General features: G+C 36.3%; 21 protein-coding genes. 10 read left to right on the top strand and 11 right to left on the bottom strand.

Translation table 11 applies throughout. The features are described 5' to 3' along the window. Nucleotides 1–67 precede the first annotated feature (67 nt). From LEPBI_RS14835 to LEPBI_RS14800, 8 genes are all read left to right on the top strand, one after another. Nucleotides 68–1,411, top strand: coding sequence for a TolC family protein (locus LEPBI_RS14835; RefSeq protein ID WP_226992803.1), 1,344 nt, complete (start codon nucleotides 68–70; stop codon nucleotides 1,409–1,411). Then, a complete protein-coding gene (locus LEPBI_RS14830) occupies nucleotides 1,401–2,345 on the top strand; it encodes an efflux RND transporter periplasmic adaptor subunit (RefSeq protein ID WP_012389953.1) in 945 nt (314 codons plus the stop codon). Before LEPBI_RS14835 ends, LEPBI_RS14830 begins: the two co-directional genes overlap by 11 nt. A 3-nt stretch (nucleotides 2,346–2,348) precedes the next feature. After that, nucleotides 2,349–4,295, top strand: a complete 1,947-nt coding sequence (locus tag LEPBI_RS14825; RefSeq protein WP_012389952.1) for a MacB family efflux pump subunit — start codon at nucleotides 2,349–2,351, stop codon at nucleotides 4,293–4,295. Further along, the gene (locus tag LEPBI_RS14820; protein WP_012389951.1) at nucleotides 4,292–4,918 is read left to right on the top strand and encodes a TetR/AcrR family transcriptional regulator; all 627 of its coding nucleotides are present in this window, start codon (nucleotides 4,292–4,294) and stop codon (nucleotides 4,916–4,918) included. The genes LEPBI_RS14825 and LEPBI_RS14820 overlap by 4 nt, the downstream gene beginning before the upstream one ends. 76 nt (nucleotides 4,919–4,994) lie before the next feature. Next, nucleotides 4,995–6,968 (top strand): right-handed parallel beta-helix repeat-containing protein, encoded by a 1,974-nt coding sequence (locus tag LEPBI_RS14815; RefSeq protein ID WP_012389950.1) that lies wholly within the window; start codon nucleotides 4,995–4,997, stop codon nucleotides 6,966–6,968. Nucleotides 6,969–6,981: 13 nt separating this feature from the next. Next, nucleotides 6,982–7,293, top strand: a complete 312-nt coding sequence (locus LEPBI_RS14810; RefSeq protein ID WP_012389949.1) for a PLDc N-terminal domain-containing protein — start codon at nucleotides 6,982–6,984, stop codon at nucleotides 7,291–7,293. Between the two features lie 14 nt (nucleotides 7,294–7,307). Next, on the top strand, nucleotides 7,308–8,372 hold the full coding sequence (locus LEPBI_RS14805) for a multicopper oxidase domain-containing protein (RefSeq protein WP_012389948.1): 1,065 nt from the start codon (nucleotides 7,308–7,310) through the stop codon (nucleotides 8,370–8,372). Then, complete coding sequence (locus LEPBI_RS14800; RefSeq protein WP_012389947.1) at nucleotides 8,354–8,929, top strand: SCO family protein; 576 nt, start codon at nucleotides 8,354–8,356, stop codon at nucleotides 8,927–8,929. The genes LEPBI_RS14805 and LEPBI_RS14800 overlap by 19 nt, the downstream gene beginning before the upstream one ends. On the opposite strand, the gene LEPBI_RS14795 is transcribed toward LEPBI_RS14800, so the two are convergent. The 11 genes from LEPBI_RS14795 to LEPBI_RS14745 all read right to left on the bottom strand — a co-directional run bounded on the left by LEPBI_RS14795 (nucleotide 8,907) and on the right by LEPBI_RS14745 (nucleotide 19,403). Beyond that, on the bottom strand, nucleotides 8,907–10,820 hold the full coding sequence (locus LEPBI_RS14795; RefSeq protein WP_012389946.1) for a sensor histidine kinase: 1,914 nt from the start codon (nucleotides 10,818–10,820) through the stop codon (nucleotides 8,907–8,909). The genes LEPBI_RS14800 and LEPBI_RS14795 overlap by 23 nt on opposite strands. A 2-nt stretch (nucleotides 10,821–10,822) precedes the next feature. Further along, a complete protein-coding gene (locus LEPBI_RS14790; RefSeq protein ID WP_012389945.1) occupies nucleotides 10,823–11,476 on the bottom strand; it encodes an energy transducer TonB in 654 nt (217 codons plus the stop codon). Beyond that, on the bottom strand, nucleotides 11,473–11,874 hold the full coding sequence (locus LEPBI_RS14785; protein ID WP_012389944.1) for an ExbD/TolR family protein: 402 nt from the start codon (nucleotides 11,872–11,874) through the stop codon (nucleotides 11,473–11,475). Before LEPBI_RS14785 ends, LEPBI_RS14790 begins: the two co-directional genes overlap by 4 nt. Nucleotides 11,875–11,876: 2 nt before the next feature. Continuing rightward, the gene (locus tag LEPBI_RS14780) at nucleotides 11,877–12,491 is read right to left on the bottom strand and encodes a MotA/TolQ/ExbB proton channel family protein (RefSeq protein WP_012389943.1); all 615 of its coding nucleotides are present in this window, start codon (nucleotides 12,489–12,491) and stop codon (nucleotides 11,877–11,879) included. A gap of 1 nt (nucleotide 12,492) precedes the next feature. After that, a complete protein-coding gene (locus tag LEPBI_RS14775) occupies nucleotides 12,493–12,996 on the bottom strand; it encodes a hypothetical protein (protein WP_012389942.1) in 504 nt (167 codons plus the stop codon). After that, nucleotides 12,996–15,512 carry a TonB-dependent receptor plug domain-containing protein gene (locus tag LEPBI_RS14770; protein ID WP_012476416.1) on the bottom strand — a complete coding sequence of 839 codons (2,517 nt, stop codon included), beginning with the start codon at nucleotides 15,510–15,512 and terminating at the stop codon, nucleotides 12,996–12,998. The genes LEPBI_RS14775 and LEPBI_RS14770 overlap by 1 nt, the downstream gene beginning before the upstream one ends. Beyond that, nucleotides 15,484–15,825 carry a hypothetical protein gene (locus LEPBI_RS14765; protein WP_012389940.1) on the bottom strand — a complete coding sequence of 114 codons (342 nt, stop codon included), beginning with the start codon at nucleotides 15,823–15,825 and terminating at the stop codon, nucleotides 15,484–15,486. The genes LEPBI_RS14770 and LEPBI_RS14765 overlap by 29 nt, the downstream gene beginning before the upstream one ends. After that, the gene (locus LEPBI_RS14760) at nucleotides 15,822–16,220 is read right to left on the bottom strand and encodes a hypothetical protein (RefSeq protein WP_012476415.1); all 399 of its coding nucleotides are present in this window, start codon (nucleotides 16,218–16,220) and stop codon (nucleotides 15,822–15,824) included. The genes LEPBI_RS14765 and LEPBI_RS14760 overlap by 4 nt, the downstream gene beginning before the upstream one ends. A 12-nt stretch (nucleotides 16,221–16,232) precedes the next feature. After that, a complete protein-coding gene (locus LEPBI_RS14755; RefSeq protein WP_041770058.1) occupies nucleotides 16,233–16,607 on the bottom strand; it encodes an LIC20211 family lipoprotein in 375 nt (124 codons plus the stop codon). Between the two features lie 124 nt (nucleotides 16,608–16,731). Then, nucleotides 16,732–17,469, bottom strand: coding sequence for a LytR/AlgR family response regulator transcription factor (locus tag LEPBI_RS14750; protein WP_012389937.1), 738 nt, complete (start codon nucleotides 17,467–17,469; stop codon nucleotides 16,732–16,734). An 8-nt stretch (nucleotides 17,470–17,477) separates the two neighbouring features. Beyond that, entirely contained in the window at nucleotides 17,478–19,403 is a 1,926-nt protein-coding gene (locus tag LEPBI_RS14745; RefSeq protein ID WP_012389936.1) for a PP2C family protein-serine/threonine phosphatase, read from the bottom strand. A gap of 90 nt (nucleotides 19,404–19,493) precedes the next feature. Between LEPBI_RS14745 and LEPBI_RS14740 the strand changes: the two genes are divergently transcribed. Together LEPBI_RS14740 and ahpC are read left to right on the top strand one after the other, a co-directional pair. Next, on the top strand, nucleotides 19,494–20,411 hold the full coding sequence (locus LEPBI_RS14740; RefSeq protein ID WP_012389935.1) for a hydrogen peroxide-inducible genes activator: 918 nt from the start codon (nucleotides 19,494–19,496) through the stop codon (nucleotides 20,409–20,411). 110 nt (nucleotides 20,412–20,521) lie between these two features. After that, nucleotides 20,522–21,085, top strand: a complete 564-nt coding sequence (gene ahpC, locus LEPBI_RS14735) for an alkyl hydroperoxide reductase subunit C (RefSeq protein ID WP_012389934.1) — start codon at nucleotides 20,522–20,524, stop codon at nucleotides 21,083–21,085. Nucleotides 21,086–21,087 lie beyond the last annotated feature (2 nt).

Here is a 21,087-nt window from a genome sequence, read left to right as displayed (position 1 = left end):
GATATTTTTTAAAAAATTTGGGAACTTTTTTGGATCCAAACGGGTTTAGTATATAGTGAAATACACTTTGATCTCTAGTATCAGTTGTTTGGTTCTGAGTCTTACACTCTTTGCGGAAACTAAAAAACCGATCCAGCTAAAAGATTTATGGCAAAAAGCTGTTCAGTCGAATCCTGAATATTTATCCGTTAAAGCAGACTACGACAAGGCATTTTATGAAAATGAAAAAAGTTATGCAGGGTATTTACCAACTGTCAATGTCCTTGCTTCTGCAAGACAGTCCTCTGCCAACTTTAGTGGATCTGGTACTGTAAACGATCCATTGATTAGCGGTGCATCAAATGGAAATCAAACACAAAACCAACAAACAAACGCGGGTGATTCTTCTCCAACTGCAGTGAATCGATATTCGGTTGGTCTCAGTACGAATCAAAATTTATTTTCTGGATTTCGAGACAAAAGTGGAATCGAAAAAACAGAAGCCCTTCTCCAAGCAGCCAAACAAACATTAAATGATTCTCGTCTAAAAATCTGCTTTGAATTAAAATCGGCGTATACGCAAGCCTTGTATGCCAAAGAACTCCATCAACTTTCCTTAAAAATCAAAGAGAGAAGAATCAAAAATCGTGATTTGGTCAAACTACGTTATGAAGTCGGCCGTGAACATAAAGGTAGTTTTTTATTGAGTGAATCTTTTGTAAAACAATCGGAATATGAAGTATCGTTTGCCGAACGACTCTTCCAAACTAATTGGAAGGAAATTGAAAGAGTGATCGCTTCACCGATTGAGGTCACTTTGGATTCAACTTTGTTGTATGAACCAATTTTAGAAAAAAAATTCTCTGAAAAAGAAAAGTCAAATTTATTAGATCTACATCCTTCGATAATGGCTGAACAGTCCAAAGTGAGAGCCGCACAAGCAAATATTGGCGTGGCGGAGGCTGGTTTTTATCCAGATCTCAATCTGAGTGCGACGATCACAAGGCAAGATGATGTTTGGTTGCCGAAACCGAGAAACTATAGTTTTGGAATCAATTTGAGTTATCCATTGTTTAATGGTGGCAGAGATTATTACAATGTAAAGATTGCAAAAACAGAGTATGAAAAATCGATCCATACTCGAGATTCAAAAAAAAATATGCTCTCTTTTTCTTTGGAACAATCCTATCTTAATTTTAAAAATGTTTCCGAACAACTTTTGGTATTAACTGAATTTTATAAGGCATCTGAGATCAGAGCAACAATTGCTCGGTCACAATATTCGAATGGTCTGATTAGTTTTGAAAATTGGGATCTTATCGAAAACGATTTGATCAATCGGGAGAAAAATTTGCTAATTGGGAAAAGGGATCTTGGTTTAGCGGAAGCAACATACCTTCGCAATTTAGGAAAGTGTTTTGATGAAGACTAAAGTTTATATTTTTACTTTTGTATTTTTTCTTTCAGCAGTTTTGTATTACCTCATAGGTTTCAAGAAATCAAAAGAAGAATATAAAATTGAATCAACTACAGTGACTCGTGGTGATTTGCTTTTGACTGTCCGTGCAACAGGAACGGCGATACCAAAAAATCGATTGGAAATCAAACCACCAATTGCTGGTAGAGTGGAATTCATTTTAGTTGCAGAAGGAAATTTAGTGGGGAAGGGTAAGATCTTGGCTTGGATCAGTTCCACGGAACGAGCAGCACTTCTTGATGCCGCTAGGGCGAAAGGTACCGAAGAATTAAAAAAATGGGAAGATTTTTATAAACCAACTCCAGTCATTTCACCTCTGCGTGGTTTGGTGATAGTTTCCAACATCAGTCCAGGTCAAACGGTAACACAACAAGATATTTTATTTGTTTTGTCTGATACATTAATGGTGCAAGCGAAGGTAGACGAAACAGATCTTTCAAAAATTAAAATTGGCCAGAATGCAAATATTTTAGTGGATTCATTTTCAAATGAGTCCATACGTGCAAAAGTGAAACATATTGGTTACGAAGCCGTGATTGAAAATAATGTCACGATGTACAATGTTGATTTAGAATTAAATTTGATACCTAGTTATCTGCGAAGTGGAATGTCAATCACAGTGGACTTTATCATTTCCGAAGAAAAGGATGTTTTGTTAGTATCTAATGACTTTATCAAAAGAAAAAATGGGAAGGGCATTGTCCTCATCAAAAACAAAGAAACGTTAGAGGAGACAAATGTGGAAATCGGTGACTCTGATGACCAAAACACTGCTGTAATCTCCGGACTCGTTGAAGGTGATTTTGTATACCGAAAGAAAAAAATCCAAGAGAATAAAAAAAATACAAGTGGTGGACCATTCTCTTCTCCAAAACTTCCAAAGAGATAGTTCTTGTTAGCCATTGAAATAAAAAAGCTAAACAAATTTTATCAAATCGGGAATTCAAAATTTTCTGTTTTGAATGAAATAAATTTAGAAATTAAACAAGGCGAATTCGTAGCTATTATGGGTCCATCTGGATCTGGAAAATCAACGTTATTACAAGTTTTAGGTCTTTTGGATCATTCTGATAGCGGAACGTATCGTTTGTTCGGAAGAAATTTGGAAAATGAACCACCCAATGTTTTATCCGATATCCGTGGGAGTATGATCGGTTTTGTTTTCCAACAGTTTCATCTTTTGGCCAAATCAAATGCATTACAAAATGTTTGTTTACCTGCTTTATATACTGATATAACCAATCCAAATCAAGTTGCGGAAAACCAACTAACAAAAGTTGGATTGCATGATAGAATCTTACATACACCAAATGAACTTTCTGGTGGACAACAGCAAAGAGTTGCAATCGCAAGAGCACTGTTAAATGATCCACCTATCATTTTTGCTGACGAACCAACCGGTAATTTAGATTCCAAAAGTAAAATTGAAATTATGTTGGAATTACAAAGACTTCATATTGAAGGAAAAACAATCGTGATGGTCACTCATGAACCAGAGATGGCAGAATATTGTGATCGCATCATCCATGTGATTGATGGAAAAATCACAAGTGAAGAACGGAAGAAAAAAACAATGGACAATCCATATCCTTTTCAGAATTTTTTTAGAAGAAAATCAGGCTGGAACCTTGTCAAAGGTATCTTTAAGCAGTCGTTATTTTCTTTGGCATCAAATCAATTACGAACATTTTTATCAGCACTTGGAATTTTGTTTGGTGTCGTTTGTGTGATTTCAGTGATGGCACTGGGAGAAGGTGCAAAAAAATCCGTTGAAGAACAATTTTCTTCGTTAGGTGCCAATTTAGTCATCGTGAGAACAGGAGGTATGCGAAGTGGGGGTGTCTCACTCGAAGCAGGCACAGTCAATCGATTAGATATTGATGATGTATCCGCAGTTTCAAAAAAATTCCCAGAGGTAAAACAAATTTCAGCTGTTGTCAATGGTCGGGCACAACTCGTATTTGGAAATCGTAACTGGAACAGTTTTGTGACAGGTGCCAGTCCAAATTACGAGTCTCTTCGAAATTTAGATCCAATCGAAGGTAGATTTTTCACGGAAGAGGAAGAGAACAAAAGGGCACTCGTATGTTTGGTGGGTAATACTGTCGTGCGTGAACTGTATGAAGGTAAAAATCCAGTTGGTACTTATTTAAAAATCAATCGAGTCTCATTCCGAGTGATCGGCCAATTGCCTGAAAAGGGATCAACTGGTTATCGTGATCAAGATGATGTTGTACTCGTTCCATTGAATACAGCTATGCGAAGATTGCTCAATAAAGATGCGGTTGATAATTTAGAAATGGAATTAGATCCAAACGAATCATCAGAAAGTTTTACGAAGGCCATGAAACAATTTTTACACGAAAGACATGGCACGAACGAATCCATGGGAAATATTTACCAAGTGATGAGTATGGCTGATATCCAGTCTGCTGTTTCAGAAACAAATCAAACCATGTCAACTTTACTTGTTGCATTAGCTGCAGTTTCTCTCCTTGTTGGTGGGATTGGTATTATGAACATTATGTTAGTTTCCGTGAAAGAAAGAACTAAGGAAATCGGATTACGTAAAGCATTGGGTGCGAGAGAATCTGATATTCGTATCCAATTTTTAATGGAATCAACACTTACGAGTCTAACGGGTGGAATTGTAGGGTTGGTTTTTGGAATCCTGACGGTTCTTTTTTTACAAGAATACTTCGGTTGGACAATTGTTTTATCCTTTCCTTCCATTGGATTTGCATTTTTATTTTCCATATCGATAGGAATTCTATTCGGATGGTGGCCTTCGGAATATGCTGCCAAATTGAGTCCTATCGTGGCTTTACGATCAGAATGAATCACACACTCAATCCTAGGAAAGTACCACAACAAAAACGTTCGAAAGAACGATATCAAAAAATTGTTGATACAGCAATTATGTTGTTAGGTGAAGTTGGTTATGACGATTTAACGACTGATTTAATCGCGGAAAAAAGTGGAATTTCCGTAGGTTCGATTTATCAATTTTTTCCTAATAAAGAATCCATTATCTATTCGCATGCGGAAGCTTGTTATCTAATTATGCATGACCTTTTTTTTGAAAAGGTATCTAAAGCTTTAAAAAAGACAAAAAAATTCACACCTGAATTTGTAGATTTTACATTAATCGCCTATGAACAGACATTGAGTGAAGTGAAAGGATATCGATTGATCAATTCAATCTTGTATACGAACGAGGCATTGTTACATTTAGATATCGAAAGTAACGAACGTTTTGCGAAATCCTTAGCGGATAAAGTAATTTTGACAATGTTCCCAAAAGTGAATCAGAAACGTGCCTTTTATATTGCACTGATGATAGTCGAATCGGTCGATTCGGTCACGAAGATCATCCACAGAACTTCAAAAATCTCGGAAAAAAAGCAGGTTTTGGCGGAACTTCGAACCTTACTTTTGGTATATTTTTCCAGTTTTCAATGATTTAACATTGACAAAGTTTTAACACAATTCTAAAATTCTCCAAATGTGAGGTATCCCTCACGTTTCGGGAAAAACTATGGAAAATACCAAAAAGATATTTTTAGGGATCTTTCTGGCAATGTTCTTAACCTTTGGTTTGAATTTTTGCAACTCAGAAGACCCTGCTAACTCGGCATTTGTGCATGTCACAATGATGGACAATGCTTTTCATCCACCAGTGATCCGTACCTACAAAGGTGGGAAAATTCGTTTTGTGAATGAGGGAAATAACCCACACAATGCAATTTCCATTAACAAGGACTGGTCAACTGAAACTACATATGGCAACTTAGCGATGTTTCGTGGGGCACATACGGATGTGTTTTTTCCAGAGGAAGGTGTGTTCCCTTATTTTTGTTCCTTTCATGCTTCTCCGGATGGAAAGATAGGTATGACAGGTGTTGCTGTCATTGGAGACGCGTCTTACAACCCTCAGGCGAACACCGCAAAATCAAAAATCTCTAAAAAATGGACTGGGATCACAAGAAAGGTTCCATCTCAATACAAAACCATTCAAAATGCAGTGGATGCCGCATCCCCTGGTGATTTGGTATTAGTTGCAAAAGGGATTTATAAAGAAGAAGTGACTGTCACAACACCTTCTATTACCATTCGAGGTGAAGATCGTAATCTAACCATCATCGATGGAGAATTCCTAAGAGGGAATGGTATTATGGTTGTTGGAGCCGATGGAGTAGCAGTTGAAAACATCACAACAAGAAATGCGACACTTAATGGAGTCTATTGGACTGGTGTGAAAGGTTATCGCGGATCTTATATTACAGCATACAATAATGGTGATTATGGTGTATATGCTTTTGATTCTGTTGATGGACTAATTGAACATTCTTATGCATCCGGTTCGCCTGATTCAGGTTTTTATATAGGTCAGTGTAATCCATGTAATGCGATAATTCATGATGTGATTTCGGAAAATAATGCCTTGGGATATTCTGGAACCAATTCAAGCGGGAATATCTACTTGTTGTCATCCATTTGGAGAAAAAACCAATTAGGAATTGGCCCCAATACATTAGATAGAGAATTGTTACCGCCACAGAAACAGATGGTTGTGAAAAAAAATATTGTTTATGATAACAATAATACAAACGCACCTTCTAAAAAATTGGAATATCCTTCCATCGGAAATGGAATCGCCTTACTTGGTGCATTGGAAAATATTGTAGAAGACAACTTAGTTTTTAATCACAATAATTACGGTATCCTTGTGACGATGAATATCGATGAGAACATTTGGATTTCCAATAATAATATTGTTCGTAACAACAAAGTGTATCATTCTGGTAGAGGGGACATTGCTCTCAGTGGACCTGTAAATGTAGGGAATTGTTTTGAAGGTAATTCTTATGGAGTATCGAGCCCTCCTTTTCTCGAATCCTTACAATCTTGTTCCGGTATTCGATATCCTCATATAGGTGATATGTCTTCTAGTATCGGTCTCCTTGCATTGTTTGTTCAGGCAAATTTAAAAGAATTTGTTTTGGGTTCATACAAAAACCAACCAATTCCAAGTTCGCAATTGAATATGCCAACGGAAGCTCAATCGAAAATTATACCAGCACATGACGTATTCGATTCGTACAAAGGACTCATTGAATCCGCTGAACTTCCTAAACTTGACAAAAAAGATTTTGAAACAGAAACAAACAAGATGTACACTTCTGGTTGGAGAGTTCATTTCCCTGGTACGTTAAAAACTTGGTACTTCCATATCATGGGATTCCTCCTGCCATTTGCCATCTTTGCCGCATGGACAGGACTTGCCATCTTGGATCGATTTTCGGTGAAAGGATCAAAAGTTGATTTATACTTTTGGATGATTTTGCTTCTACCATTTATTGGTTCTTTGGTCTATTTATTCTCAAAGGAATCGAAAGTATCACCAGTGGTTAGAAATACCGTCGTATTTGGTGGTATTTTACTATTTTTAACAATTCTGGCTTATGCCGGTTATGCGATGACTGCGGTTACAGAACCGTCAATTACTTAATAGGAGTTTTATTATGGAAACAAATTTTGCAAATCCAAGTTTTTGGACCTACTTTATCGGATCTTATGCTTACTACTTACCATTCGTTTTAACGATGGTTTGGGCTCCATTGGCATTGTTTGGACTATCAAAGGATAAGGATATGTCTACCACCAAACAAGTGATCTGGTCACTTGTAATTTTGGTGATCCCAGTTGTAGGTCCTGCAGTTTACCTATTAATCATTGATAAGGAATATGAGAAAAAATTCAAACAAATAGCAGTGGGTGGTGGACTTACCGCGTTTTTAGTTGTTTGGATTCTTAGTTTAATTTCACATATTTAAATTCAGGTAATCAAATGGATCGGAAAAGTTTTTTAACAACAATTGGATTTGGTGTGATGGGTTTTGTGGGATCAATCTTTGGTTCCATAGGATTCAATACAAAAAAATCCAATGACATTTGTGGACCAACTGATCCATCGTCTAATTCCGCAAACTTTGGGATTGTAACAAGTCCCACAGTGAGTGACAACTACCAAAATTCAATTGGAGCAGGTGGAAGTTTAAGAGGTACAAATACATATGGAAGTATGGCGCATCCACCATTTTTTATTAAAGAAGAATATACGGAAAGATTCTATTTTCCACCTAATTATAGTAATACTAAGAATAGAGTAAAAGATTTTAGTTTAAATCTGTTTCCGTTGAGTGTGAACATTGCACACAATGTCAATTACCAAGCTTGGACATTTGATGGAGTCGTACCGGGTCCAATATTGCGAGCAAATTTGGGTGATAAACTTAGAATCCATGTAAAAAATTCAAGTCCCGATCCACATTCTTTACATTTTCATGGAACTCATGATCCAATGGAAGATGGATGGGAGCCAATCCCTGCGTTTGGAGAACGTACATATGAAATTGAAGCAGGTCCAGTCGGTTTACATCCTTATCATTGTCATGTTCCACCACTTATGGTTCACACCGCCAAAGGATTGTATGGTGCACTTTTAGTTGATCCTCCTATCAAGCGAAAACCAGCTCATGAATTTGTTCTAACCTTTTCGGGTTGGGAAACAAAAGGCCAAGGGAAAAACGATTTTTATACTTGGAATGGAATTGCAGGAATATATGATCGATATCCAATGAAAGTGCCTGTTGGAGAGCGAGTTCGGTTTTATATCCAAAACATGATGGAAAGGGAACCTGTGATGACATTCCATCTACATGCACAAACCTTTGATATCATCCGTAGTTTAGGAACCACTATCCCAGACGGGCATTCAGATGTGGTAACGATTGGTCAAACGGAACGAGTGGTCATTGAGTTTGTATTAAAGAAGAAAGGGAGATATATGTTTCATCCCCATCAAACTCATATGGCAGAAAATGGAGGAATGGGTTGGATCGTAGCCGTTTAATCAAAATTAGTTTCCTATATTTAATTTTTCAAATCTTTTGTTTATTTGGGTGTCAATCCAAATCAGAGATAAACCAAGAAGTTTGGAGCAGGTTAGGATTTGTTCTCCCCAATGGCGAGAGTTTAGATCCAAAATTTTGGAAAGAGAAAAAATCGGTATTGTACTTTGGATTTTCCCATTGTCCAGATATGTGTCCACTTGCCTTAACGAATTTTGGAAGGGCATCATTGATTTTAGGAGAAAAAGCGAAAGACTATCGATTTGTTTTTATTACGTTAGATCCCGAAAGAGATTCACCTTCAACTTTAGATAAATACGTACAAAACTTTCCAAGTAAAAATTTGACTGCTCTTTCACCCAATGTAGAAAGTTTGGAAGCACTCACTAGTATGTTTGGAATTGTCAGAGAAAAAGTAGGAGAAGGGAAATCTTACCGAATTGATCATTCAAATTTTATTTATGTTTTGGATGAAAAACTAAATACAATCAAAACATTTCCAGGTGGAGTTTCTGCCAATGCACTGGCTACTGAACTTAGGAAGTTATCTGCACCTTAGATGTTAAGATAATTTCAATTTCTGATCTAGTACCTTCCGGATAGTTTCTCGTGATTTCAAAATGAAATTCTGAATATAAGTTTTTTAATCTTTCTTTTATATTCCCTAAAGATCGACTCATCAATTTTTGTTTATCGGATAATAATTCATCCGGAATTCCTGTGCCATTATCATATACAACAAAACTGAACACGGAGTCTTTGATCATTTTGGCATGGATGAAGAGTTGGAATTGGACTTCTGAGGATCCTCGGAATCCATGCTTAAATGAATTTTCAATGATGGGTTGTAAGAGTAATGGTGGTAATACGACCGAAGAAAAATCACCAGATTTTTTAAAATCAATTTGAATTGTATCGTAAAATCTAAGTTTCTGGAGATGTAAGTAGTCTTCTAAAAAGTTCCACTCTTCTTCAAATGGAATCCAATCGCGGTCTGTTCTATCTGATATAAAACGATAGTTATTCGCAAGGCTCATAATCGCATCGCCAATCAATTCTGGTTTTATTTTATGAAGAGCGTGAATAGTATTTAACGAATTAAACAAATAATGAGGATTCATTTTTGTTTGAAGAGTTTTGAGTTGGCTTTCTTTTAATGTTTTTTCAGCTTTTAATAAATCTTCTTTATAAAGGAGAGCTTTTTGGCGATCGGCAAACAAAGTTCTTTCTAGAGCAAATCCTTGAGAAATCACACCAAATAAAACTCCCCAAAATACGATTCCTGAAGGTGATGTATCATTGTATTTGATGGCTAAAAAGATTTCCAAAATCACTAACAATAATGTTATGCTAAATCCTATAAAATGGCCAAAAGCTTCCTTGTTTCCTCTTTTCCATGCTTCATAAGTGATAAAAATTGGACCTAAAATATTTAATAAATTGAAGATGATAAAAAAACTACGAGTGCTTATGAGAAATGAATGTGAAATATCGGAGAAAGGAAGTGAAAAGACTAAGAGGGTTGTTATGGAACAAATAAAAACATCTATATAAATTAAAAAATCTAATATTCGAAAAGATCCACTTCCAAACAATCTTCGAACACCAGATAACATTGGTATAAAAACAAAATTAGATGAAATGATAGATAATACGTATAAGGTTTGAGTATTTGTAAATAAGTATCGAATGAATTCGTTCGATGTTAAGCCTAATATTCCAAAACAAAGTGAGAATGAAGAAAAATCTAAAAGTATATTATACTGTTTTTTGTATTCGATAAAATAAACCAAAGCACATATGATTCCAATCATCATAAAGAAAGAATGGAAAAAGATTGTGGTTAAATTTTTTAATGCTATCTCACGATACAATGCCGTTTGTTTTCCGATTAAATTCTCGATTATGGTAATGGAAAACAAAATACCTTTTTTATGGAATAAACGTAAATAGTAGTATTCTGATTTGTCTTTCGGGATTTTAACCCATGAAAATTTGGATTGGAAGATATTCGGTAAATATTTCGGGTCAGAAAATTCACCGTATTTAAAGATGGAATCTCCAAATTCATTAAAGATTTCAATGTTTAAACCTGCATGTTCTAATAAAAAATGTAATTCTTCGTTTTCTAATTCGGAAAATGCCTTTGATCTTAACCAAATGTATTCTGAGTCTGTAATGCGTTTAAATTCTTCATCATTGATCCAACCAGAAGTTGATAACCAATAAACTTTGTGCATTCTTTGAAAGTCAATTTTACCTGAATCATCCGCTGGAATATCACCAACAAAATAATCTGCATTCTCAGATAAATAATACTCTGAAATGGAATTGTCTTTTGGTTTTAGAATGGAATAAACATAAGATGTGATTGAAACTGAAGTAATTAAAAATAATAAGCAGATTGATAGATATGGTTTTTCTAAAAATCTGCTTATTGCAACTCCCATGTTTAATCTTCGAGAGAGAACGTGATTGGAAGGCGATGAGCCATCTTTTTGGGTTGGCCTTGCACATATCCTGGACTAAAACGAACCCGTTTGATTAATTTTAAAGCTGCTTCTTCAAAACCGTATCCGACTCGTCCAGAAACAACTTTAGCAGATTGTAAACTTCCATCTTCATTCACTTGCACAAGTAAAATCACTTGTTTTTCCATTATGTTGGCAGACTTGGCTTGTGGAGGAAAATATTCTTTTAAATCAAAATCGATGATCGCAGTTGGCATTTTATCTCCATTAAAAGAAAATAAATAACCATCTTTATCCGTTCCGTTTCCGGATAATTGATTTGGGTTGATGTCGGAATTGTCAGGTTCATCCGCCTTATCTTTGTTACTTCCCTCAACCCATTCTTGTTTTTCGATCGGAGCTGGCGAAGATGTACCACCAATTAACTCTGGAGGAATTTCTTCAAAGCTTACATCAACGTCTTCAAAAGTTGATTCTTCGACAACTTCTTCGCCTCGCAATTGGCTGATGCGATATCCAGCATACGTTGCTGTGTGGACGAATAAACTTGCTACCAAACAAATATGAAAAACACGTTCTCTATTTTGTTTGATCGAAGTTTTGAATTGAACCAATAGTTCAAGGAGCCGATTCATTTTTTTACACTGAGGGCAATTTTTGTCACTCCGGCTTTTCGGATGATTCCCATCAGCTCCGTAATTTTTCCATAAGGTAAACTTTCGTCAGCAGATAGCGTTAAACGCATGTTTGGTCTAATTTTTGCTTCTCTCTCAAGATTCCGAACAAGTCCAGTTACATCGGTATCTTTTCCTTCTAAAAGGATTGTGCCAGTTTTTGTAATTGCTACCTGAACAGATTCAGCAACGTTTGGATCAGCTGCTTGAACCTTTGGTAAATTGATGTTTAAACTTTCTTTTTTAAGAAAATTTGCAGTAACCATAAAGATTACAAGAAGTACTAAAATCACATCCACCATGGGAGTGATATTGATACTTCCAATTTCTTCGTCTTGTGATCCTGATGCTCCAGCCATAATTATACCTTTGTCTTATTCATTTGGTAAGAGAGTAGTTCTTTTTTCAAAATTTCTAAGTTTTGTAAAATCACTTTTGACTTTCTAGAAAAGTAATTGTTCGCCATAACAACAGGAATCGCAACGGCAAGACCAGCGGCAGTCGCAAGTAGGGCAGTAGAAATAGAACGCATCACCACTTCTGCTCCCGAACTACCTAATGTTCCAAGACCATAAAAAGCTTTGATCACACCAAGGACTGTTCCTAATAGACCAATGAATGGTGCGTTGTTTCCCAATGTGTTTAGGATCGGTAGGCGTTTTTCCAATTCCAATTTTTCAGAAAGTATCTGACCATCTAAACTTTCATCTAGACCTTTACGCCCAAGTTTTAATTGTTTTAGAGCAAATTGAATGAATCGGTTATAAATTGATTCTTCGCCAGCGTCCGTTTTCCAATGAATTTCAGGTTCTTCTTGGAGCGAGTTTCTTACTTCAGATAAATAGTCTTCGTTTTTTTTACCTAAAGTCTTTTTGTAGTAAATAAGTCTTTCAGCAAACACAGCTAAGGCGATAACACTTGCTATGCCCATTGCAATAAAAACTAGTTCTTCACCTATTTCAACATATTCTTGCATTCTAATCTCCGTCTTGAATGATATTAAATAAAAGATACAAAGGAATTTGATCGTTTGCAATTTGATTATTGGTCGTTGCAAAACAAGATCGCAAACACGATATTGCAGTCGGACTCGTAATGCTTGCTTCGATCAAAGCTGTAAACGTTAATTGTGCGCAAGTTCCAACATCCGTTTTTGTTTTCCAATCACTTGATTGGCAATTGAATGAACAGGTTTGCGCAATGCCGGACATATTTTTATAGAGTGGGCTTGTAATCAATCCTTGGCAAGTTTGTGTTTTGACAGTTGCACTTGTCGCTGTAAAACTTCCTCCCACAGAAGTGTAATAAGCTTGGAAACAGAGATCCTTATTTGTGATCATCGTTTCACATGTTGCTTGGGGTGCGTTGGGAGTGGCCAGGTATTGGAGTAACAAAGTCTCTTTGTATGAGTCTTCATACTTTTTACCTTCAGAACAATAGAAAAAAATAGAAATCAGAAATATAAAAGGTAAATATTTCATTAGAAATGTACCTCCATACCTACGTTAAAAAACGGAATCACAGTTCCACCAGGTAATTCTAACGTACCAAATGTATCGTTTTCTCTTGGGTTTGTTGCCGAAAAAGGTTTTGAGTTATCAAAATCATATCCGTTTTTGTTTTTTCTCATATAAACGTTTACAATTTCCAAATACCAGTTTAAGTAACCCCAAGAATAGTTTTCAAAAATGTCGAATCGAACATCTAACCGATGAAAGTCGGTTCCTCTTTTGACATATCCATAATCTGATGTATATGGATTGTTTGAATACTGTGGATTCCAATATGTTAAACCATTTAATGGATTGGAAAACCTACCGCCATCATCTCCTATGATTGGTCTAGATGGAACAGAAGTTAAATAACTCCATCGACCACCTATCTGGTAACCTTCGTTCACTCTCCAGCCATATATGACATTGGCAACATGAGTTCTATCCCAAGGAGCTAATTGTTCGACTGAATTAGGAAAGTAAGCGGCTAAAATTTTTCGTTCGATTCCACCAACTTGTGTTGTATCCCCTTCATATACTTGGTATAAATTTGTGTTTTGAAATGATTGGGACCAAGTATAGGAAATCCATCCAAACCAATCTCTCGTGCCTGGCCTTGCGTTTTTACGGATTAACAATTCGTATCCATGGGACCAACCGCTTGCTCGGTTCGAATAATTGAGTGGTCGATTGGCTACAATTGGTTGCGTTAACCATAAGGATTTATCTGGATTTAATCCTACAGGTGTGGAAACATAAGGATCATCTATGATCGTGTCTGTGAATTCATTTTTAAAGAACTCTGCTTTCACTTGCCAAACTTGGTCAATTTTTTGATCAATCCCAGCACTCACTTTTCTTGCACGTTCAAATCGTAAATCAGGGTTACCTGTTTCCGCATTAAAATTTGTTGTCAAAGGAAATCTTGAAACGTCTCCACCACTTCCATAAATGGTCATACCCTTCCCAACATCAGGTAAGGTATACGAAGCAGTTGCTCTTGGAGTCAAAGCACCATTTCCTGTGACTTGAACGTAGTCATACCTAGCTCCTGGCTCGAATAAAAAATTACCGTATTTAAAATGTAAGGTTGTATAAGCATTGTAATATGGTGAATTTCCTTGGATACTAATCGGTCTTCCTATAAAATCAGGGTTAGCTGAATTGTAAGGGTTTGGAGAAGGATTTGTAGGATCTCTTAACGCAACTTCTGTTCCATAATCGCGGAATGAAAACCTACGAACCTCTGTCCCAAAATCTACCTTTAAAAATTTAGTCGCTGTCCAATAGGCATCTTGTCTTACTCCCACATAACTTCCACGTTGGTATTGTTTTCCTTGAATAGAACCTACACCCACGTTGTATTCACCAATTGGATCAAAATTGATCAATGTGATTCGATTTTGAAATTTGTCCCCAGGAATCCAAGTATAACGAAGAGCCGTTGTTCTAAAACTTTGTCCAAAACTCGCTTTTGCTCCACCTAATAATGCCAGCTGAGATGAGGTTGGATCGTTTGCTGGTTTATTCGGAATATTGATGGCAAAGTTATCTTGTGCCGTTAGGTTATAAAATGATATCTGATGTTCTGGAGTAAAATTGTGAACATATTTGATTTGGGAATCATTATACCTTGGTAAACGAATTCCTTCCGGTAATAATCCACTTGCACCCAAAGTTTTATCTAAATATCCAAGTTTTCCAGCAATTGCCAAATATCCTTTTCCACCAGATGTTGGTGTTGCTGTATATGCAGTTGTACTCCATAGAGATACTTGGAAAGCTCCTTTCGTTTTTTGAACCGAATCTACGGTTTCAATTTCGATGATACCACCAGTCGCATTATTAAAATTAGCTGGATAGGCACCGGAGTACAAATCCATTGATTTGATTAAATCGTTATGAATGACAGATGTCAGTCCATCCAAATGGAAAGGATAAAGGATTGGTAAGTCATCGTATAAGTATGTATTTGCATTTGGATTGGCACCACGAACAATGATTCCATTGGCGCCACCACCAAAACCGATATTGGGAATTACACCAGGTAAAGTTTCTAATGCTCTCAGTGCTTCCCCAAAAGTTCCTGGCATCCGTTTGATCTCTTCGTAACGTACCTTTGTTCTGGATGAGACAGTCTTTTCCCTTTCCCCTTCTACAACAATTCCTGCTTTTGGTGCTGATGCTTTTTTTTCAGTATAAATGGTTCTCGATTCATCTTCACTACCCACAGAAATTTTAATTTCTTGGATACCTGTGTCACGTAATAGACGTAAGGTGTATTCTCCAGAGGCCGGAAAGTCTAACGTCACATTTCCTTCTGCATCCGTTTGAGCAAACTTTTTGGTTTCAAAAATGAGAACCGATAGGTTTTTTTCGGCAACTTCCTTTTTTGGATTGATCAGTTTTGCCTTGATACTAACAGCAAAAACAGGATACCCTAAAAAGAGTAAAAGAATTCCGAAGACAATAGATTTATTTAATTTGAATTTTACTGATTTCATTGAAGTTTAAATACCAAGGAATATCTCCCGTCTCTTCTTCGAGATAAATAAGAGTACAAACAAGTGGGTAACCTAAAAAGGGACACTCCGTACGAGTGATAGCAATTGTACAAAGATCCAAATTTCTTTGGATTGGTTTGTTAACGATGACTAATGGCGGATTAGGAAGTGGATTCCCGCATTTATCAGATGCAAATTTTGCGGCTGCATACACTTGGCTTTGTGCATCGTTTGTTTCCACGCGGTCCACACCTGAACCACAATTGATAAGCAATAGAATGGAAAATAAGAGAATTCCAATCTGAATTTTCATTTGTTTTCCTTTTGATTTGTTGGTATTGTTTCTTCTGGTTGGCCAACAACATCTGCCGTGACATTCACAACGGTAACGAGTCCTAATGGGAAGTATGCTTTGTCTTCCACTTGGATTTTAATATTGATGAGAGTTTTGCCCGTTGGATATTTTTCGAGAATTTGACTCATCGCTAGTTCAACATTAGGTGCTTTTGTGACTGGAAACATACCGAGTAGATAAAATGCTGAATCTTGCCCTGTACCTTTTCCTAATACTTTATAATCTGTAGATCTGACGACAGTTGCCGAATCGTATAAATGTATTTCTTTTGGAACATGTGAACCGATGCACCCAACTAAGCTGAGTATTCCGATCAAAACACAAACCAATGTTATTTTATTAAAATTCATCATCAATTTCTCTGATTACTTTTTGGACTTTGTTTGAACTGGTGAATTTGAAAATTTTACCAAATCACCTTTGATATTAAAACGATACCTAGTGATTGGTCCAAAAATTGATTTATCGTTCCAGTAACGGATGTTCACAAGTGCGTCACCAGATTCTTCTTCTAACAGTTTTTCATACAAATTGGCTACAGGTGGTTCGGAGATAGGTACCCCAAATAAAATGATATCGAATGTATACCAAGTAAAGGTTTTATCTACAGTTTTGATTGTTTCGTAAGGAGTATTTGGTATCGGTTTATTGCTAGTTGCGATTCCAACTGAGGATGAAGCGCAATTTGAAACAAACATCGATAATACGATTATTAAAATCAAAAAAATATTTTTTTTCACAAGGTAACTCCGTACTTCTTGGTTTCCCATTTAGGATCGGAACGTCAATGGAATAATTCGTAGATTCTATGTTCCCTACTTGATTGGGAATGAACGCTACCTATAGGGGAGTGAATCGGAAAATTTAGAGTTTGAGTGCTTCTTTTAGGGACTGAGCATAGGATCGTCCCACGGGGAGAGTGGTTTCATCCTCATTTTTTAATTGGATTGTATAGGATCCACCCTTGTCATACCGGAGGCTTGCCACATAACTTAAGTTCACTAAAAATCCTTTGTGAATTCGAACGAATTGGTTTGTAGGCAATTTTTCTTCAATTTCTTTCAATAATTTTGGTGTTTCGTAATCTTTTTGAGTAGTATGGATCACGCAACTTTTGTTATTTGCGGAAATGAATTGGATGTCTGGATACGGTAATAAAAAAACTGCAGAATCTGATTGGATTTTCAAATGAATTTTGTTTAGATTTTCATTTGAGTTGTTTTGTTTAGATTCTTGCAAAAAGCGAAGCGCCTTTTCTACTGATTTTCGAAATCTTTCAAATGAAAATGGTTTTAAGAGGTAATCTGTTGCATCCAAATCAAATGCTTCTACGGCATGTTCGCTGTATGCTGTTGTGATGATAAAAAAAGTAGATTTCGAATGGTTAGACCTTAGAATATCCATCCCATTGACAACGGGAAGATTGATGTCCATAAAAACTAAATCGAATTTTTTCTCGTTGATCAGCGTATTGGCTTTGTCACCACTTTCTGCAATACCAGCAAGTTTTAATTCAGGACAATTCAAAACATAGTCCATCATCAGCATACGAGCAGGATACTCATCTTCGATGATCAATACTGAATAAGGTGTTGGTTCCATATACTAACTTAAATTATATCAACAAAGAAAAATGTAACATCATCTTTTAATTCTGCTTCAGAATACTTAGTGATTTGAACTACAATTTCTTGGGATAATGATTTGATGTCTTTGTCTTTACCTTTCTCTAATAAATCAAGAATTTTGCCTTCGCCGAACAATTTATTTTCCGCGCGAGCTTCCGTAACTCCATCAGTAAAAAAGAAATAACGATCGCCTTTTTGCATTTGGTGTTTCCATTCCACAAATGTGAACGATTCTTTCCATCCAATGATCGGACCCTTAATCTTCATAAATTCAAATCGTTTCTGAATTTTGTTGAAAATGATTGGGTTTGGGTGTCCTGCAGTAGAAAAAATAATCGTATTTTCTTTTGTGTCAACTAAGGCGCAACAGGCGGTAATAAAATATCGACTCACGAGGGAAGTGAGTGCTTGGTTCATGTGTTCTAAAATCAGTTTCGGTGAATGAATTGATTTGGTTGATTCTCGAAATTGTACTTTCACCATTGAAGAAACAAAAGCAGCAGGAACACCATGTCCGGCAACGTCAGCAATCAAGAGGATCAATCGATTTTCATCTAACTCAACCCAATCATACAAATCACCACCAACTTGTCTCATTGGTAGATAGGTGGTGTGAATCCGTATTCCTTTTGTATTCGGATGATTTTTTGGTAATAGGTAACTTTGTAGCTGCGATGCAAAAAATAAGTCCTGTTCCAAATCTTGATTTTTTTCTCTGAGTTCGATTGTTCTCTCTCGGACACGAATTTCTAAATCTTTGGTTAATATCGAAAGTTCAGTTTCGTTTTTTGCATTTCGATAAGAGATCGCAACTCCCGATAAAATCATTAAGATCAAAAATCCATATTGAGTAAGGTAAATATTTTTACCAGATGTCACATCAATGATGATATCGAAAGTTGCTCCGAAACAGATACAGATAAATCCAATTGATAAAAAGTAAGCTTCCGTTCTTTTTGCTCGCGCGGCTCTAATGACAGCTCTTAAGATAAAAAATACTATAAATAAGAGAGAAAATTCCCAAATTCGTAATAATAAAATTCTTGTTGGGAGTTCTATATTCCAAGTTTGGACAAATGCTATGGTTATCAAAAATAAAACCAAAAGTCTTTCTTTTAAGGAAAGTTTGTTTTGAAAAAGAGAGTAGCTGAATAAAAATATAGAAACTGGTAGTAACGTTTGTGATGTGAAAAAAACCTTTAACCAAAAGAAAAAAGTAAAATCAGTGTATGTATAACTTATGTTTAAAAGAGGTAATCTCCACATAACGAATATTAATGTAGACAACAATAGATAAAAATTAGTTTTCGCCTGTCTTTTTAAGAGAATGGAGAAAATTTGATATGCCCCAATCCCAAAAAATAACATGATAAAACAGAAATCACGACCATCTTCAATTAAGATCTGTTCATGTAATTTGTCATAATTTCCCATAATGGGAACTCGGCGGAATAGCCCTCCTTGAAAAGTTTTGTTACGAAAATGAATTTCAATTTTTAATTGGTTGGTGGAATTTTCTTTTAATACATGATTGGGAATGTAGTAGAGACGTTTGTAATACCAATTGGGCAAATAAGTTCCATCATTTGTCACGCTTCCAGTTTGCCCGAGTCTGATTCCATTGACGATAAAGGTATCAACCTCTTGGACACGGTCTAAATAAATACCAAGAGGTTTGTTGCTCGGTTTGTAAATGAATTGAGTTTCATAATACCCTTCGACAGGTGGAAGGATCCCTTGTAAGGAGAGTCCTTTCCCCACTTGGATTGGATTTGTGACTCCATTTGTCGTAAATGTCCAATTTTCAGATAGGGTCACGACGGAGTTTGCGCTGATGGACACAGGTTCAGCTACGAGGGAGAAGATCGTAGAGAAAAAAATGGGGAAAAAAAATGAGAGAATTCTCATCGCTATCCGCTAATGATAGTGAAGTCGGAAGGGATTGCAAGTTGAATTTAGATTCGAGTTGCCTAAGGATCGGTTTTTTAAGGAAATTTTATGACAATTACTCAACTTCGATATATTGTTGCTTTGGATCAGTTTAAAAGTTTTGCTAAAGCCGCCGAACACTGCTTAGTTGCTCAGCCAACATTAAGTCTACAAATTCAAAAAGTAGAACAAGAACTTGGATTTGATTTATTTGATCGAAGAAAAAATCCGATCATCACGACAAAACTCGGTAAAGAAGTTGTCGAACAAGCAAAATCAACACTTAAAGAAGCGGACAAATTATTTGAAATCGCCGGCCAATGGAAAGATGAACCTGCTGGCAATATTTCATTAGGAATCATCCCTACTGTCAGCAATTATTTGATTCCATCAATCTATAAAAAATTGCAATCGGAATTTCCAAAAGTGAACTTTCGTATTTCAGAACTTCCTACTTTAACAATCATTGAAAAATTAGAATCGGAGGAAATTGATTTGGGAATTCTTGCAACTCCTCTCAAAATATCAAATGTCGTCGAACTCCCACTCTATTATGAACCATTTGTTGTCTACTATCCAAAGGATGCGAAAGAAAAATCTACCTCTGTCTCGATGAAACATATTGAGAAGTATCCCTTACTTGTTTTGGGCGAAGAACATTGTTTTCGGCACCAATCATTAAAAATATGCAATCGAAATGCTTTGGCAAAAATAGAAAGTGGGAGCGTGGAAACCTTAAAACGTATGGTGGATATGGGAATTGGGGTCACATTACTTCCCAAACTGGCAGTGGATAAAGTTTCCGAACGGATTGTACCATTCCAATCACCGGAACCTGCACGTGAAATTAGTATGGTTTACAAAAAAGGATTTTATAAAACAAAAATCTTAAATAAACTTTCCAATTTAATACTCAATGTGATTCCAAAGGAATACCATAAAAAGGAAAAATTCAAAGTGATCGGAGTTTCCATCGGACAGGATTAATGACATAAGATGTAGTCATAGCTTTTATAAATCATATCATTTATAACATTTATTTTACAAATGACGCGATATGGGTTATATTCTTCTTAACAAGAAAAGGAGGATATTCAATGTCCAATATCAACACACAAATCCCTGACTTCACAACAGAAGCTTTCCATAACGGTGCTTTTAAAAAAATCAGCAAAAAGGACGTACTCGGAAAGTGGTCTGTTTTCGTATTTTATCCAGCAGACTTTACCTTTGTTTGCCCCACTGAACTTGGTGATGTAGCAGATCATTACGAAGAACTTCAAAAGATGGGAGTGGAAGTGTATTCTGTATCTACAGACACTCACTTCGTTCACAAAGCATGGCACGAAGCAAGTGATACCATCAAAAAAATCAAATTCCCAATGCTTGGTGATGCATCAGGAAAAATCACAAGAGGATTTGGAGTCATGATCGAAGATGATGGCCAAGCACTACGAGGAACTTTTGTCGTAAACCCAGAAGGTGTGATCAAAACTGCTGAAATCCATGACCTTGGAATCGGAAGATCTGCTGAAGAGTTAGTGAGAAAAGTCCAAGCGGCTCAGTACGTTGCCAATAACGACGGAGAAGTATGCCCTGCGAAGTGGAAACCAGGTAACACAACGTTAAAACCTGGTCTTGACTTGGTAGGAAAAATCTAAAC

The sequence above is a fragment of the Leptospira biflexa serovar Patoc strain 'Patoc 1 (Paris)' genome, from assembly GCF_000017685.1.
In the GTDB taxonomy this organism is placed as follows: Bacteria; Spirochaetota; Leptospiria; order Leptospirales; family Leptospiraceae; genus Leptospira_A; species Leptospira_A biflexa.
The sequence above is the reverse complement of the archived record's forward strand: the minus strand, read 5'-3'. Positions and strand labels throughout refer to the sequence as shown.